The 15,597-nt window shown below is 31.8% G+C and carries 16 protein-coding genes; 13 read left to right on the forward strand and 3 right to left on the reverse strand.

The window, feature by feature from the left end; translation table 11 throughout:
* Positions 1-27: 27 nt before the first annotated feature.
* The 3 genes from B0I03_RS07240 to B0I03_RS07250 are packed head-to-tail and all read right to left on the reverse strand — an operon-like array spanning position 28 to position 2,388.
* Positions 28-396, reverse strand: coding sequence for a 2TM domain-containing protein (locus B0I03_RS07240; RefSeq protein WP_111566790.1), 369 nt, complete (start codon positions 394-396; stop codon positions 28-30).
* Between the two features lie 23 nt (positions 397-419).
* Positions 420-1,757 (reverse strand): histidine kinase, encoded by a 1,338-nt coding sequence (locus B0I03_RS07245; protein ID WP_111566791.1) that lies wholly within the window; start codon positions 1,755-1,757, stop codon positions 420-422.
* Positions 1,758-1,767: 10 nt separating this feature from the next.
* Positions 1,768-2,388, reverse strand: coding sequence for a hypothetical protein (locus tag B0I03_RS07250; RefSeq protein ID WP_111566792.1), 621 nt, complete (start codon positions 2,386-2,388; stop codon positions 1,768-1,770).
* 335 nt (positions 2,389-2,723) lie between these two features.
* Here B0I03_RS07250 and B0I03_RS07255 point away from each other — a divergent pair, with 335 nt between their 5' ends.
* The 13 genes from B0I03_RS07255 (at position 2,724) to gldI (ending at position 15,594) form a co-directional block, all read left to right on the forward strand.
* Complete coding sequence (locus tag B0I03_RS07255) at positions 2,724-4,001, forward strand: chloride channel protein (RefSeq protein WP_111566793.1); 1,278 nt, start codon at positions 2,724-2,726, stop codon at positions 3,999-4,001.
* Positions 3,998-4,597 (forward strand): HPP family protein, encoded by a 600-nt coding sequence (locus tag B0I03_RS07260; protein ID WP_111566794.1) that lies wholly within the window; start codon positions 3,998-4,000, stop codon positions 4,595-4,597. The genes B0I03_RS07255 and B0I03_RS07260 overlap by 4 nt, the downstream gene beginning before the upstream one ends.
* Before the next feature lie 27 nt (positions 4,598-4,624).
* The gene (locus B0I03_RS07265; protein ID WP_111566795.1) at positions 4,625-5,539 is read left to right on the forward strand and encodes a glutaminase; all 915 of its coding nucleotides are present in this window, start codon (positions 4,625-4,627) and stop codon (positions 5,537-5,539) included.
* Between the two features lie 81 nt (positions 5,540-5,620).
* Entirely contained in the window at positions 5,621-6,172 is a 552-nt protein-coding gene (locus B0I03_RS07270; RefSeq protein ID WP_111566796.1) for an IS1096 element passenger TnpR family protein, read from the forward strand.
* Between the two features lie 90 nt (positions 6,173-6,262).
* Complete coding sequence (locus B0I03_RS07275) at positions 6,263-7,321, forward strand: nucleoid-associated protein (protein ID WP_111566797.1); 1,059 nt, start codon at positions 6,263-6,265, stop codon at positions 7,319-7,321.
* A 55-nt stretch (positions 7,322-7,376) separates the two neighbouring features.
* A complete protein-coding gene (locus B0I03_RS07280; protein WP_111566798.1) occupies positions 7,377-7,811 on the forward strand; it encodes a hypothetical protein in 435 nt (144 codons plus the stop codon).
* A 159-nt stretch (positions 7,812-7,970) separates the two neighbouring features.
* Positions 7,971-8,630 carry a TetR family transcriptional regulator C-terminal domain-containing protein gene (locus tag B0I03_RS07285; protein ID WP_111566799.1) on the forward strand — a complete coding sequence of 220 codons (660 nt, stop codon included), beginning with the start codon at positions 7,971-7,973 and terminating at the stop codon, positions 8,628-8,630.
* Positions 8,631-8,634: 4 nt separating this feature from the next.
* The gene (locus B0I03_RS07290) at positions 8,635-9,945 is read left to right on the forward strand and encodes an ABC1 kinase family protein (RefSeq protein ID WP_111567017.1); all 1,311 of its coding nucleotides are present in this window, start codon (positions 8,635-8,637) and stop codon (positions 9,943-9,945) included.
* Between the two features lie 243 nt (positions 9,946-10,188).
* Entirely contained in the window at positions 10,189-11,085 is an 897-nt protein-coding gene (locus tag B0I03_RS07295; protein ID WP_111566800.1) for an ABC transporter ATP-binding protein, read from the forward strand.
* A gap of 7 nt (positions 11,086-11,092) precedes the next feature.
* Complete coding sequence (locus B0I03_RS07300; RefSeq protein WP_111566801.1) at positions 11,093-11,944, forward strand: ABC transporter permease; 852 nt, start codon at positions 11,093-11,095, stop codon at positions 11,942-11,944.
* A gap of 16 nt (positions 11,945-11,960) precedes the next feature.
* Positions 11,961-13,979, forward strand: a complete 2,019-nt coding sequence (locus B0I03_RS07305) for a T9SS type B sorting domain-containing protein (RefSeq protein WP_111566802.1) — start codon at positions 11,961-11,963, stop codon at positions 13,977-13,979.
* A 44-nt stretch (positions 13,980-14,023) separates the two neighbouring features.
* A complete protein-coding gene (locus B0I03_RS07310; protein ID WP_111566803.1) occupies positions 14,024-15,034 on the forward strand; it encodes a DHH family phosphoesterase in 1,011 nt (336 codons plus the stop codon).
* A 2-nt stretch (positions 15,035-15,036) separates the two neighbouring features.
* Positions 15,037-15,594, forward strand: coding sequence for a gliding motility-associated peptidyl-prolyl isomerase GldI (gene gldI, locus B0I03_RS07315; RefSeq protein WP_111566804.1), 558 nt, complete (start codon positions 15,037-15,039; stop codon positions 15,592-15,594).
* Positions 15,595-15,597 lie beyond the last annotated feature (3 nt).

Consider the following 15,597-nt stretch of genomic DNA (forward strand, 5'->3'; position numbering starts at 1 on the left):
ATTCGTTGTTCAATATTCAGCGTTTGATTATTCCCACTTATTCGCTTTTTCTTTCTCCATAAATTCTTTAATCTTACGCTCTTCCCAGTTTTGACCCATGATAAAATCAGGTAAAAATACCGATAATCCGTGTGCTAACAATCCTAATCCCCAAAAGAAAGCGGTGAAAAAATTATGCGCTTGAAAATAACTTTCACCATCTTTTAAGTTTTGAATATTGATAATCACAATCATAATATTAATGACTAAATAAACAACAGCGTGTGTATAAAATCCTTTGATTTTCTTTACTCTTTTAACTGCTTCATAATATCTTGCTTCTTCTGCATTTGATGGAACAAAGTTTTTAAACGCTTCTTTATCCATTCTACTATTGATTCTATCTTGTAAACTCATGATTTCTTATTTTTTAAATTTAATTATTCCCATTTATTACTTTTGTCTTGATCTTTTTTCAAAATCTCTTGAATTTTTCTTTCTTCCCACGAACTTCCGTAACCGAAAACTCTAAAAGCGTGAAAAACTAATCCCATTCCCCAACCTAACATCGGGAACCAAAACCATTGAAATCCTGAGAAAGTTCTAAAATTGATAAACACTAAAACCGGAATTACGATGCAATAGGAAATTAAACTTCCGTAAAACTCTTTTGTTTCTTTGACTCTTCTTGACGCTCGGTCATAAGCCGTTTGTTCATTATAATTGTATGTTGTTTCCATAATACTTATTTGTTTAGTTAAAATCGGTAGAAATACTTTAAATTCTTTTTCGTTTTCTTCCACCAATACTTTTCTTTTGGTTAAAATTCTGTAGCGATTGACAATATTTTGTAATCCTACGCCTTTTCGGTCTTGTAAAACTTCCTTCTTTTGAAGATTGTTAGTGATGACTAACTGACCATTTTCAATACTAATCTTTACATGTAACGGTTTTGCTTCGCTAACTACATTGTGCTTGATGCAATTTTCTAATAACAATTGCAACGAAAGTGGAACCACTTTAGCTTCTTCGTTTTCAAAATTTTCCGGAATTTCAAAAGTGATGCTGTTTTCAAATCGCATTTTCAGTAAATTCATGTACGTTTTGGCAAATTGTAATTCTTCTGCTACCGAAACTAACTCCTTGTCTTTCTGTTCCAAAACATAACGATAAATCTTGGAAAGCGAAGTAGTGAATTTTTGAGCGCTTTCGGGATTTTCCTCGATTAACGAACTCAATACATTCAAACTATTAAACAGAAAATGCGGATCGATTTGATTTTTTAAACTTTCAAATTGTGCCGAAGCCGTTCCAGCAATAATTTTCTGTTCCTTTAATTTGTTTTCCTGATATGATTTGTAGAAATAAACCAAGTGAATTACCAACGAAACTATAATCGTAATCACCATTGCTACAACATAATTAGCAGGCATTTCGGTTTGAATAAATTCTTGAATTGTTTTGTTTTCAAACCCAACATCTTCCAACATTCGCAAAAAGAAAATAGCCAATCCCGAAACAAAAAACGAGGCTAAAAATCCGATTACCAATCGTTTTAAATGAAACCGGTTCTTTTCAAAATGTTTATCTAATTGAATAAAAATTAAAGCATTGGCAAAATAAAGCACCACACTATACAACATTGTAAAAATGAAATTCCATTTTAATGTCACAAGACTTGGCAAGCTTCTACTGATTAACAAATTTACTCCTTGAAGTATTGCAAAAATTACAATTCCAATCAATATTGCTTTAACTATTTCTCTTGAATATTTCATTTTAAAAATTTTATTTACAAGCTTTTACAGCTTCTTGCGCTTTGTCTAATCCCCAACTTGGATGAAAAGCTGATTCAGGTTTAAAAGTAGCAAAAAGTTCGATAGATTTTTCAATTTGGACACACATTGGTTTTGTATCTTGTCCAAAATATTCCGCCATTCCTTTTTCAAATGAAGCTTTTTGAAACACAACTCTCGGGTTTTCAGGAGCAACTTTGTACGCTTTGTTTAAAATGTACATCACATCACCCGATAATCTTTGTCCGTTTGTCATTGGATCATATACAATCCAAGCGGTGTGAATCATAGCTTGTAGTACTAAAACTTCTGGATTGTCCATAGCTAATTCGTTACAAACATCTTGTGCTTTTTGAGCAGCATTCAATAAAGTCACCTTTTTAGCTTTGTCTTTTTCACCAAAAACTTGTGTTGTATTGATGAAAGCGATGTAATAATTTGGCAACCAATTTGTTTTTTCAACCGAAGCAATTTTCTCGAATTGAACTAATGCTTCTTTTGAATTTCCGTCTTTCCAAGTTTGTAAGGCTTTTTTCATTCCTTGATCAAACTGTGTTTGCGCTGATACAATCGAAGCGACAAACATTGCGATGATGGTGATTAATTTTGTCATGATTTTAATTTTTTTTTACACAAAGATTTTTTTGATTTTGATTGTGCTAATCAGAGATTCTCTGAGACGCTTTGCTTTTTTTAATTGATTAATACTAATGTTCGTTTTTTGATTTTGTTATTGTTCTTGAACTTGTTTTTGTTCTTGTTTTTGTTCTTGCGCTTGAACTATCTTATTTTGATGAAGCAAAGTTGCAACAGAAATCGCACCCATAAAATTGAAACTAACCGAACTGTCATTTTTTGAGGATGAATTGTAAGTTTTAACTTTATTCTAAATTATTTTAATCTCTTAAACCTTAAATTTGCCTTTTCTCTTCATTTTAAACTAGATTTATGAGCAGTATAACTCAAATAAAAAAGCATTTTGTATTCATCAAATATCAAAAACTCATTATTGCGGCAATGATAATTGGTTTTTTGTCTGCTTTTTTAGCGATTTCATTAAAGAGAGGAACGGAACATTATGAAGAATTACTTTTCGATCAAGCTTCAAAAAACAATCTCTTTCTTTTTATATTTCCATTGATTGGCTTAACCATAATTGCTGTTTTGAGATATTATTTATTTAACAAAAAAACAAATAAAGGCATAAAAGAGATTTTTGAAACTACCGAAAAAAGAAAAAACAGTTTACCAATTTATAAAATCCCATCTCATTTCATAAACGGATTATTCACGGTGATATTTGGAGGTTCTACAGGCATTGAAGTTTCAACAGTAGTTGCTTCAGCTACAATTGGATCTATAACTCAAGAAAAAGAAAACATATTAAATCGTCATAAAGTTGAATTAATATGTGCAGGTGTTGCTTCAGGGATTACAGCGCTATTCTTCAGTCCTTTTGCTGGATTTTTATTTGCATACGAAGTAATTTCAAAAAAAGCTTCAAAAACATTTATACTGGTTACTACGATTTCTGTTTCTATTTCTATACTAATTTGTTTGTTATTGAATGAAAAGCCTTTGTTTCATGTAACCATCAAAGAATGGCATTGGAAAGCATTTCCTTATTTTATTCTTTTAGGTATTATTTCTGGAATGAATGCTGTATACCTAACAAAAACAGTTTTATTCATTAAAGATAAATTCACTTCTTTCAAAAAAAGCAGAACCAAAATAATAATAAGTGCGGTATTGATAAGTATTGGTTTATTCATTCTACCTCAATTATATGGTGATGGATATCACGCTATAAAAGAAAATTTAGCCAATTCAAATAATATCGTTTTAACTATCCCAATTTTCTTTTCTATTGTAAGTATTGTAATTTTCAAACCTATCATTACTTCGTTAACACTAGCAGGAGGTGGTGATGGCGGTGTTTTTGCACCAAGTATTTTTATTGGAGGATTTGTTGGTTTGTTGTTGGCTGTTGTCCTAAATACTTTTTTTAATACTAATGTAATTCCCTTAAATTTTATGATAATTGGTATGGGAGCTATGCTTAGTGCAAGTATTCATGCACCATTTACAGCCATTTTTATAACATGTGGCTTAATTAATGATTACAGTTTGCTATTTCCAATTCTTGTGACTTGTTTAGTTGCTAAACAGGTTTCAAAAACAATATATCCATTTACAGTATATAGTTTTTCAAATAACAAAATATGACCTCAACAAAAAAGCTAAAACGCAATTACAGAAAAGCAAAATACGTTTTATACAAAGAAACTTTAATTGATTTTAAAGAACATTTTTGGGCTTTTTTAGGATCGTTTGTAGGTTTAGGAATTATAAGTTTATTGCAATTCAGAATTTTCACTTCATCGGACTTAGTTTTTCTTATAGGTTCTTTTGGTGCCTCTTGTGTTTTGGTGTATGGAGTTATTGAAAGTCCTTTAGCTCAGCCTCGAAATCTTATTGGAGGTCATGCAATTTCAGCAATAATTGGTGTTAGTATTTATAAATTGTTACCCGATTTAATTTGGGTAGCGGCTCCTTTAGCTGTTTCCTTATCTATTGTATTAATGCAAATTACAAAAACCTTACATCCGCCTGGTGGAGCTACGGCTTTAATTGCCATTGCAGGTTCCGATAAAATAAAAGAATTGGGGTATTTTTATGTGATTTCGCCCGTTTTATCTGGCGCAATTATTCTTTTGATAACTGCTTTAATTTTTAACAATATCCCCTCAAAAAGACACTATCCTTCAAAAGGTAATTTTTTATCAAAAAAAGAGCTCAAAAAACGCATTCCTTTTCTGTAAGTAACTATTTTTACCAAAATTAGTTTCATGGCGTACCAAGATATTTTAGACGGAATTTACAACGAAGTCATCCAAATCGAAAACACCGGAAAAGTAGCCGATTACATTCCGGAACTAGCAAAAGTTGATGCGAATAAATACGGAATTGCATTGGTTGACAAACATCAAAACGTGTTTACAAAAGGTGATGCTTTGGAGAAATTTTCTATTCAAAGTATTTCAAAGGTCATTACGACTTCGCTTATTTTTTCTAAAATTGGAAACGAGTTGTGGGAACGTGTAGGTTACGAACCTTCGGGAAATTCGTTTAATTCGTTAGTGCAATTGGAAAACGAAAATGGGATTCCAAGAAATCCGTTTATCAATGCAGGCGCTTTAGTAATTGCCGATTTAATGTTAGAACATTTTGAAAATCCAAAAGCTTTTCTTCTTGATTTCGTAAGAGAACTGACCGAAAATCCAAATATCAATTACAACGAAAATGTAGCGCAATCTGAAAAAGCATTTGGTTACCGAAATGCCGCTTTGGTAAACTTTATCAAATCATTCAACAACATCAAAAACGAACCAGAAGCCGTTTTAGACTTCTATTATCATCAATGTTCTATTGAAATGAGTTGTGTGGATTTAGCTAAATGTTTTCAAGTTTTCGCTAATAATGGCGTAATTCCAAAAAGCGATAAAAAATTTCTATCCACAAGCAAATGCAAGCGTATGAATGCTTTAATGCAAATGTGTGGTTTTTACGACCAAGCGGGCGAATTCACGTTTAAAGTTGGGCTTCCCGGAAAAAGTGGTGTTGGTGGTGGCGTTGTTGCGGTTTTTCCAAATCATTACACCGTAGCGGTTTGGAGTCCGAAATTAAACAAAAAAGGAAATTCGTTTTATGGATTAGAAACCTTAGAACGATTAACGACTGAAACCTCATTATCTATATTTTAAAATCTTATCAACAATTCGCAAAAGCAAAAAAGTTTCTCGTAAATAATAATTACTTTTGCAGTTCTTAAAATTTCAAAGATTATGATTTACAAATTCCGAGTGATTCTCGATGCTGAAGAAGATATTTTTAGAGATATTGCCATTGAAAGCGACAACACCTTAGAAGATTTACACAATGCTATCGTAAACGCTTTTGGCTTTGATGGAACAGAAACAGGTTCGTTCTTTACTTGTGAAGACGACTGGACTTGGAACGAAGAAGACGAAATTCCATTGTTTGACACAGGCGAAGTTCCTGGTGAAATGAAAACTATGGTGGATTTCAAAATTGATGATTTGATGCACCAAGACAATACTAAGATGGTCTATGTGTATGATTTCTTTAGTATGTGGACATTCTTCGTGGAATTAGCAGCAATTGAAGAAGAAAAAGAAGCTGGTGAAACCTATCCTGCGTTATTATTTTCTCATGGCGAATTACCAGCAGAAGCAGGTCAAAGCGGATTAAGAGGTGATTTATCCAATGACGATATTTACGGTGACTTTGAAGACGATTTCGATGATGATGATTTCGACATGTTTGATGGTGATGACAGCTTCGAAGACATGGGATTTGAAGAAAACTGGAACTAAAAGAAAAGAATAAACCAAAATACAATCTTTAAAAAGCCAAGAAAAAACAATATCAGTTCTATCTTGGCTCTTTTATCTAAACTATAAAAAATGATCAATCTATTTAATGCTCATATTGAGAATTTATCTATTCACCGCGTAGGAAATAAAAGTAGAAACGAAGCTATTTTCTTATCTGAAAATCCATACGGGTTGAATGATGAAATCATGCCTTTGTTGAAGGAATTTTTCTTTAAACCTTTCAGAGAAAAAGAGGAAAACTACTTTCAGTTTGCTCATGAAGTAGATTTAGAATACAACGAAATGTACAATTTTGCTTCCGAAGTTTTTAATAACCCAAGCGAAATTCACAACGTTTCAAAAAAAATCACGAAACACCTTTTCGAGCAATCAAATCATCCGCACATTAAAAACGGAGAAGTTTATGTAGCTTATTTTACACACGTTTCTATCGATAATAATGTAGTAGATGCTATCGGAGTTTTCAAAAGTGAAGTACAAACCGATTTCTTACAATTCGAAGAAAACGGTAACAACTTAGAAATGATTTTACAACAAGGAATCAACTTGAACAAATTAGACAAAGGTTGTATCATTTTTAACTATAAAAAAGAAGAAGGTTACAAAATTTTAACCGTAGATAGCAACCGTTATGATGCACGTTATTGGCTAGAACATTTCTTATCAGTTGATGCGTTTCAAGATGAAAACTTCATGACGAAGAAATACTTAAAATTCTGTCAAGAGTTTGCTAAAGAAGTAGTTTTACCAGCCGAAGACAAGCAACAAGAAGTATTGTTCATGAACCGTGCTATCAATCACTTTGCAAAAAATGATGAGTTTGAAGAAACGGCTTTCTTAAATGAAGTAATGCAAAATCCAGAATTCATTCCAGAATTCAAAAATTACAAAGTAGATAAAGGCGCAAAATACAGCATCGAAGACGTATCCAGTTTTCCAATTGCAAATGCAGCGGTTACCGATGTTCGTCGTACGTTAAAAAACACGATTCAATTGGACACGAATATCCAAATTAAATTGGATTTTATCAACCCAGAAAGCGCGGAGAAATTCGTAGAGAAAGGTTGGGACGAAGAAAAACAAATGTATTACTACTTGGTTTACTTTAATAAAGAGCAGAAATCGTAAGGTATTTTTATTTAATAGCTAAGTAAATTATAAACCAAACTTCAAAATCAAAAAAATGGATAACGAATTAAGAAAGAATGTTCGTTTTCGATGGTTCGAAAGTCTTTTCGAGTTATCTCATTATGAGTTTCAGAAAAAAGTTTGGATTGATGCTGGAATTGAAAATCACGTAAGTGATTATTCAGAAACAATTTGTAAATACTTTGATGATTTAGATTTATGTAATGGATTATTAAAATTCCGAGACGAAGGCTTCATTACAGAAATTGAAGCTGAAATTTTTATCGATTTTCACAATAAATTAGAAGAATTTGTTGATGATCCAGAAAAAAGCAATTTCAGTGATATTATGATTTTACAAGATTCAAAATGGATAAACTTGACAAATTTAGCAAAAGATAAATGGCTTAAACTAAAAGAAAATTTGATTCAAGAAGAAGAGATTAATTACATTTCTAAATTAGAAAATAAATTTAAACAATTCCTCTAAAAACTACATATATTATTTTAGATAATACTATTCAATAAAAAACCTCAATTACAGCAATGTACTTGAGGTTTTTTTTGAAAGAACTTTAACAAAATATTTTGTTTAACTTTTTTGATTTTAAATTAAACATTATCTATCTTTGATAAAATTTTAAAGGTCATGGCAAAGAAGAAAGAGGTTACTAATCAAGATATTTTAGGTTTCTACATTGATTATTTTTTAGAAAATAACAAAGCGCCACATTCGGTATATAAATTTGCGAAGCAATACAACTTTGAAGAAGCTGTATTTTATGCGAATTTTTCATCATTTGAACAAATTGAAAAAACCTTTTTTACTTCATTATTTCAGCAAACAATGAGTTTACTAGAAAAAAGCGAAGATTTCGAATCGTATGATGCACGAACTAAATTATTAAGTTTTTATTTCACGTATTTCGAAATGTTAACCGCAAACAGAAGTTTTACAATTGCACTTTTAAAAAAAGATAAAAACAAATTGAAAAGTCTTTCTAAATTAACAGATTTAAGAAAACACTTCAAACAGTTTTTTGATACTTTAGAAATTGAAAAAATCGATTTAAAACAAGAAAAGTTAATCGAATTTCAAGAAAAAACCATGAGCGAAATGGCTTGGTTCCAATTCTTATTCACTTTAAAATTTTGGATAGAAGACACTTCGCTATCTTTTGAAAAAACCGATATTTTCATTGAAAAATCAGTCAATACCAGTTTTGATTTAATGGATATTGCACCTTTGAAAAGTCTAATTGACTTCGGAAAATTCATGTGGCAAGAAAGAAGCTCATTTAAAATGTAATCACATGAAAACAATCGATAGTATCCCAACATCAAAAATCCAACGCGCTTCTAAACTGATTCAAACCGGTGCAAAAGTGGGTGTGAATTACCTCAAATATTATGGTGATAAAATCACTAAAACCGAAGCTGAAGCCAAAGAATCGCTGAACAAAAACAACGCTGCAGACATTTATGACAGTTTAAAGCAACTGAAAGGAAGTGCTTTGAAAGTCGCACAAATGTTGAGTATGGATAAAAATATTTTACCAAGAGCTTACGTGGAAAAATTCTCGTTGGCACAATTTTCGGTTCCACCATTATCGCCACCATTGGTAAACAAAACCTTTAAAAATTACTTTGGTAAACAGCCAAACGAAATATTTGACACTTTTAACGCCACTTCAATAAACGCTGCGAGCATTGGTCAAGTGCACCAAGCGAGCAAGGATGGGAAAAATCTTGCTGTGAAAATTCAATATCCTGGAGTGGCAGAAAGTATTAGTTCCGATTTGGCAATGGTAAAGCCAATTGCGATTAAAATGTTCAATATCAAAGGAAAAGATTCTGATAAATATTTCAAAGAAGTTGAAGACAAATTGATTGAAGAAACCAATTACATCAACGAAGTCAAACAAAGTATTGAAATGGCTGAAGCTTGCGCCACTATTCCAAATTTGATTTTTCCAAAGTATTATCCTGAATGGTCATCGGAAAAAATTATTACTATGGATTGGATGACAGGCGAACATTTATCAGAATTCACCGCTCATAATACGGATGCAGAAAAATCAAATATTTTAGGACAAACGCTTTGGGATTTTTATATGTTTCAAATGCATAATTTAAGAAAAGTGCATGCCGATCCGCATCCTGGAAACTTCTTAATTACAAAAGACACGAAACTAATTGCTTTAGATTTTGGTTGTATTAAAGAAGTCCCAAATGATTTTTATGTTCCTTATTTTGAATTGGCGAAGAAAGAAAATTTAGCAAATCCGGAATTTTTTAAATCAAAATTATACGAATTAGAAATATTAAGAACAGACGATTCTAAAGAAGAAACTGAGTTTTTTACTGCGATGTTTCACGAATTGTTAAGCTTATTTGCAAGACCATTTCATGTGGAAGAATTTGATTTTTCAGACGATGAGTTCTTTGGACAAATTGCCGATTTAGGTGAACGCTATTCAAAAAGCACAGAATTAAGAAATATGAATGGAAATCGAGGTTCCAAACATTTCATTTACATCAACAGAACATTCTTTGGTTTATACAATTTAATGCACGATTTAAAAGCTAAAAATGTAAAAATCAACAACTTTATAAAATATTAATTTTGCTCCAAGTTTACTTAAAATCCCTAACTAAGCCATAATGTTAGGGATTTTTTTTTGGGCGTTACCATAAAGGTCGGGCTTTCCGCTATATCTTTTATTCCGCTTTAGGCTCCATAAAAGGATGCCGCTACTATCCCTAACGCAAACTCGAATTCAATTGAAAATCGGGTTCAAAAAATTTTCATTCGTAACAAATCTGAAATTCGTTCGTCTTATCTTTAAATCAAAAAACGAACAAACTTGGAAACCATTTTAAAAATCACCAATCTTAATAAGATTTTCAACAAACACCTACACGCTGTTAAAAACGTGTCTTTTGAAATCAAAAAAGGAAATGTTTACGGAATTCTTGGACCCAACGGCTCCGGAAAATCAACCACTTTAGGAATTGTATTAAATGTTGTCAATAAAACTTCAGGCGATTTTGAATGGTTTGGGGGAAAAGTTGCAACGCATGATGCATTGAAAAAAGTAGGTGCCATAATCGAACGACCGAACTTTTACCCATACATGACGGCCAAAGAAAATTTGGAATTGGTTTGTAAAATCAAGGGAACGCCATTTTCAAAAGTGGATGAAAAGTTAGAATTAGTAGGGCTTTTAGAACGCAAAAACGACAAATTCAAAACTTATTCTTTAGGAATGAAACAACGTTTAGCTATTGCTTCTGCCCTATTAAACGATCCAGAAATCCTAATCTTAGATGAACCTACCAATGGTTTAGATCCGCAAGGAATTCGTCAAATTCGAGATATTATTAAAGTAATTGCATCACAAGGAACAACCATTTTATTGGCTTCACATTTGTTAGACGAAGTAGAAAAAGTGTGTAGTCATGTGGTAGTTTTACGTAAAGGTGAAATGTTATATCAAGGTTCGGTTCATGATATGATTGAAAACAATAGCTTTTTCGAGTTAAAATCAGACAATAAAGAGCAACTTAAATTGGCACTTCAAAATCATCCATCAATTGAAAAAATAGAGGAAGAAGAAGGAAAAGTATTGGTTTATTTAAAACAAGATATTGCCGCCAAAGAACTAAACTCGTATCTGTTTGAACAAAAAATTGTTTTAGAACATCTTGTAAAAAGAAAAAACAGTTTAGAAGAACAATTTTTAGAATTAACCAAAAACTAACACAATCATGAAAAGATTACTTTCTATAGAATTTCAAAAAATTTGGAAAAACAAAGCCAGCCGAGTTTTATTATTAACCTATTTTGTCTTATTAAGTTTCATTGCCTTAATTGCATCTATTAAATTTAGCATTGGAACTTTTGAAATTAGAATTGCTGATCAAGGGATTTTCAATTTCCCATACATTTGGCATTTTAATACTTATGTTGCGGCATTTTTTAAGATATTCTTAGCCATCGTTATTGTTTCGATGATGGCAAATGAATACACTTACGGTACGTTAAAACAAAACCTTATTGATGGTTTAAGCAAAAAAGAATTTATACTTTCTAAGTTTTTAGTTGTTGCTAGTTTTGCTATAGCTTCAACAGTTTTTGTATTCATAATGTCCTTAATTTTAGGATATTCATTTTCTTCATATAATGAATTATCGATTGTTTTTACAGATTTAGAATATTTGTTAGCTTTTTTTATCAAACTTTTTGCCTTTTTCTCATTCTGTTTGTTCTTAGGTATTTTGGTAAAACGAAGCGCTTTTGCTTTAGGGTTTTTATTCGTTTGGTTTGTTGCTGAAAACATCATTTATTGGATAATAAAATTTGTGATTTTAGGTGGCGATGATAAACACAAAAACTTTGGAGACACTATCATTCAATTCTTCCCAATAGAAGCGATGAGTAATTTAGTAAAAGAACCAATCACCAGATTAAGCGCAATTAAAACGATTGAAAATGCAGTTGGAGGAGCTCAAGCCGCAAAAGATTACAGCATTCATTTCTCACAAATTAGCATTGTTTTAGTCTGGACATTTATATTTATTTTAACATCTTATTACATTTTGAAAAAGCGCGATTTGTAGTATCTTTGCCGATGCTATGAGTAGATTAAAATATATCATTTTCTGTTTAATTTTTGGGCTTGGAATCCAATTTGGAAACGCACAAAATATTACGGTTGATGAAAGTTACACCCCACAAGATTTAGTTGAAGATATTTTAATCAACAGTCCTTGTGCTAACGTTTTTAATGTGAGTGTTTCAGGAGGAAATTTTGCCACTGGAGAAAAAAGTTTTGGCTATTTTGATGCTACAGGAACTACATTTCCCTTTGAAAACGGAATTATTCTTTCTACAGGAAAAATAAATAACGCTCCCGGACCAAATAGTTATCTTTCTGACGACGGCGGTGGCATGGGTTGGAATGGCGATCCAGACTTAAACGATGCTTTAGGATTAAGTAACACTTTTAATGCTACTGTTTTAGAATTCGATTTTATTCCTTTAGACGATAATATTAGTTTTGATTACATTTTTTCATCCGAACAATATTTATCAAGCCCATCTTCTAATCAATGTAATTTTACAGATGGATTTGCTTTTTTATTGAAAAGAAACGGAGATACAAGTTATCAAAATTTAGCAGTTGTTCCTAATACAACTATTCCTGTAAAAGTAAATACAGTAAGAGGTTCAGGAACGATTTGTCCACCTGCCAACCAAGCTTATTTTGATGCATTCAACGGAACGAATCACCCTACTAATTTCAATGGACAAACAAAAGTTTTAACTGCTCAATCAATTGTTATTCCTGGAGAAACCTATCACATTAAACTTGTAATTGCTGATGAAGGAAATTATCGATATGATTCTGCAATTTTCCTTGGCGGTGGAAGTTTTAATTTTGGAATCGATTTAGGGGTCGACCGCTTAATTGCAACAGGAAATCCGCTTTGCCCTGGTGAAACATTATCAGTTGATGCTACTCAAACTGGCGCAATCGGTTATAAATGGTTTAAAAATAACAATGAAATTTCTGGCGCTACGAATGCCAATTACAATGTTACTTCTGCAGGAGATTATAAGGTTGAGATCGATTTTGGTTCTTCATGCAAACCAGAAGGAACTATCAGGATCGAATACGCAGAATCGTTAGTAATCAATCAAGATTTATTTACTGAATGTGACGCTGATGCCAATCAAGATGGAAAAACAGTGTTTAATTTAGATAACATTAAAAATCTATTATTCACTAATCTTCCTAGTAATTATGTGATTTCATTTTTTGAAATTCCCACAAGCACAACAGCTTTACCAACAAATTATACTAACACAACCCCATATTCCGAAACTATTTATGCAAGAATCATGAATGTTCAAGGTTGTTATTCGGATTACCCTGTAAATTTAAGAGTTAACACTTTTGACGCTATTTTAGTAGATGAAACCATTGGTCTTTGCGAAGATTCTATCTTAACTTTAGATGCTGGAAGCGGATTTTCAACTTACGAATGGAATACAATTCCGCCTCAGTTTACCCAACAAATTACTGTAAACTCAGGAGGGATTTATGAAGTAACAGTAACCAATGCCTTAAATTGCCCTAAAACAAAAACATTTACAATTGAAGCTTCTGGAATTGCAACAATTGAAGACATTATTATTAACGATTTTCAAGAAAATAATTCAGCAATTATTCAAGTTGCTGCTTCAAGTTTAGGTGATTATGAATTTTCTTTAGATGGTATCAACTATCAAGATTCTAATGTTTTCAGTAATCTAAATGCAGGCGAATACACGGTTTATATTCAAGACAAAAAAGGGTGTGGTATTGTTTTCGAAACGTTTTACATCTTAGATTATCCGAAATATTTCACACCAAACGGCGATGGTTATAACGATACTTGGTTCATTAAAAACTTAGATAAACGAAACTTAGAAAATAGTGTTATTACTGTTTTTGATCGTTACGGCAAATTATTAAAACAAATTTCAGGAGTAAGCGAAGGTTGGAACGGAACTTTCAATGGAAATCTTCTACCTGCAAACGATTATTGGTTTGAAATCAGATTAACTAACGGCAAATCGGTAAAAGGACACTTTACATTAAAACGTTAGGCATAATAATTGCAGAATAGCTTACAAAATAATATATTCGCAGTATGATGCAAATACACGAAATTGAAGCTATAAAATCGATTTTAGCTACACCAAAAAAAATTACAATTGTACCTCATAGAAATCCTGACGGAGACGCTATGGGTTCTACTTTAGGTTTATATCACATCCTTAAACAACTACAACACGACGTTGTGGTAATAGCTCCAAATGAATTTCCAGATTTTTTAGCTTGGTTACCCGAAAGCGAAAAGGTTTTAATTTTCGAAAGAAGTTTTGATACTTGCAAAGCTATTTTAGAAAAATCGGAATTGATTTTTACTTTAGATTTTAACGCTTTGCATCGAACTGGTGACCAAATGGAAAATGCACTGAAAACACTAACAGTTCCAAGTGTAATGATTGACCATCATCAAGCACCAGATGGTTATGCAACTTATACTTTTTCAGATACCGCTTATGGTTCAACTTGTGAAATGGTATATGATTTTATTCACCAATTGAGCTTAGAAAATTTAATCAATAAAACAGTAGCTACTTGTTTATATACCGGAATTGTTACTGACTCTGGAAGTTTCCGTTTTCCAAAAACAACTAGCGCTACTCACAAATGTGTTGCTGATTTAATTGAAAAAGGCATCAACAATAGCGAAATTCACAATTTACTTTTCGATAATTCATCATACAACCGTTTGTTGCTATTAGGAAAAGCACTTCAGAATTTGAAAATGCTTCCAGAATACAAAACAACTTACATTACTTTAACTCAAGACGAATTAAACGAATTTGGGCATCAAAAAGGAGATACAGAAGGAATCGTAAACTACGGCTTAAGCATCAAAGGAATCGATTTTACCGCTATTTTTATCGAACACAAAGAAGAAGGAATTATCAAAATTTCTTTCCGTTCGCAAGGTGATTTTGATGTAAATCAATTTGCGCGAAATCATTTCAATGGAGGTGGACACATCAATGCCGCTGGTGGAAAATCTTTTTCAAATTTAGACGAAACGATACAACAATTTATTGCTATTTTAGCAACAGAAAAAAAATAATTATGAAAATTCAAAACCTATTCCTTTTTGGAGCAATGATTTTCTTAGCCAGTTGTTCACAACAGCAACAAGCAAGAAAACCTATTTCTCACACTTCAGGAACTTTCATAAAAGAATCTATTGAGCGAAACAAAATATTAATCGCTGATGAAGAAGATTTAATTGCTGAAATTATTAAAAACGATTCTTTAAAATCATACATCGCTTCAAACAAGGGATATTGGTACAAATACGAAACAAAAGTAGACGAAATTACACCTACTCCTAAAAGAGGTGATATTGCTTTTTTTGATTATGAAATCAAAGATTTAAAAAGCAGAATTATCTACACAATTGCCGATACAAAACCTCAAGTTTATTACGTAGATAAAGAAAACATTATGATGGGATTGCGAGACGGAATCAAATTAATGAAAAAAGGAGAAACTGTCACTTTCTTGTTTCCATCACACATGGCGTACGGCTATCATGGTGATGATAAAAAAATTGGAACTAACGAACCTCTAATTTGTACTGTAAGTTTAAACGATATCAAAGTTGATACTCAAGCTAAAAATTAATAC

Source organism: Flavobacterium aquaticum (assembly GCF_003259835.1).
Classification (GTDB): Bacteria; Bacteroidota; Bacteroidia; order Flavobacteriales; family Flavobacteriaceae; genus Flavobacterium; species Flavobacterium aquaticum.